A 1107-nucleotide genomic window follows, 5' to 3' on the forward strand; every position below is an offset into this window, starting at 1 on the left:
TGGTGGAACTGTCCGATGACACCTTGCCGCGAACTTCGCCGTTGACGGTGGTCGCGGCCGACATCTTCAGGTTGAAGCCGGTCGACAGCGCGGCGGAAAAATCGGCATCGTTGAAGTCGATCTCCCTGGTGTCGATTTCGGTGGTGTTCTTGTAGCCGAAACGCTGCTGCAATTCGCCTCGCGCATAGGGGCTGATCACCATTCCGTTGCTTAGCGTGTAGTCGCCATAGATGCCGGGCTCGAGCTTGATCGCGCCAAAAGAAAGCTTGCTCTTGCCGAACTCGTTGCCGCCGCTGTCTTTATAGGGATCGCCACGGAAGGAAACGCCAAGCAGGCCGCCACGCAGATCGAAGCGGGTGCGCTCGCCCAGCTTGAAGATATGGCCGACCGATGCCGTCACTGCATAGCCCTTGGTATCATAGCTGCCGGTGGTGCCGAGCACGCCGTTCGTCACGTCGCTTCCACCGATGAAGCCGGAGGCCGAGACGAGCGCGTAATTGTAGTCCTTGCGAAACAGCGCGTAGCCGCCGAACAGGCCGGCCTTGTTGGTACCTTCGCCGATGGCATCAAATCCCCGAAACGCGCCGAGGTTGACGTCGGTCGAGGCGTAGCCGGCGAAAACGCCGATGTTCAGGCCGTACTCATTGTCGAACTGGAAGTGTTTGGCGGCATTGAAATCCAGGCTGATGGCAGCCGAAAAATCATTGGCATCGAAGCTCGGGCCGGAGCCGTTCAAGCCGCCGCCGCTGATGTTGTAGCCGTCATGCTCGGTATGGGCGAACTGGCCTGAAGCAAAGACCCCGAAACTTTCCGAAACCGGCACCATTCCAGAACCGGATGCGGGCGAGAGATGCAGGTCAGCATCGAGCGCGTCGCGGTTTATGCCGTAGAGAGCCTCGATTGCCACCGCGACCGCGCCGGCGTTGGTGGCACTGGTCGGCGCCGCCGCAATGCCAAAATTGACTGGCGTGGCACGCAGGAACACGCTGCCATTCGGGCCTGTGACGATCGCATAGGTGAAAAGCGAACCCGGTGTGCCGGGCACGCCTGCGACGCTGAACGTCCCGGTGACCGGGCCGTTGGTCGAAACAATGAGCGGTATGTCGG

Annotated in this window: 1 protein-coding gene; it reads right to left on the bottom strand. The window is 60.8% G+C overall.

Features of this window, described 5'->3' with window-relative positions; translation table 11 throughout:
* Window positions 1-1107, bottom strand: a 1107-nt coding sequence (locus EN949_RS35385) for an autotransporter outer membrane beta-barrel domain-containing protein (protein ID WP_164782686.1), incomplete at both ends; no start/stop codon positions are given.

Source organism: Mesorhizobium sp. M7A.F.Ca.US.007.01.2.1, assembly GCF_003998165.1.
Lineage (GTDB): Bacteria > Pseudomonadota > Alphaproteobacteria > Rhizobiales > Rhizobiaceae > Mesorhizobium > Mesorhizobium ciceri.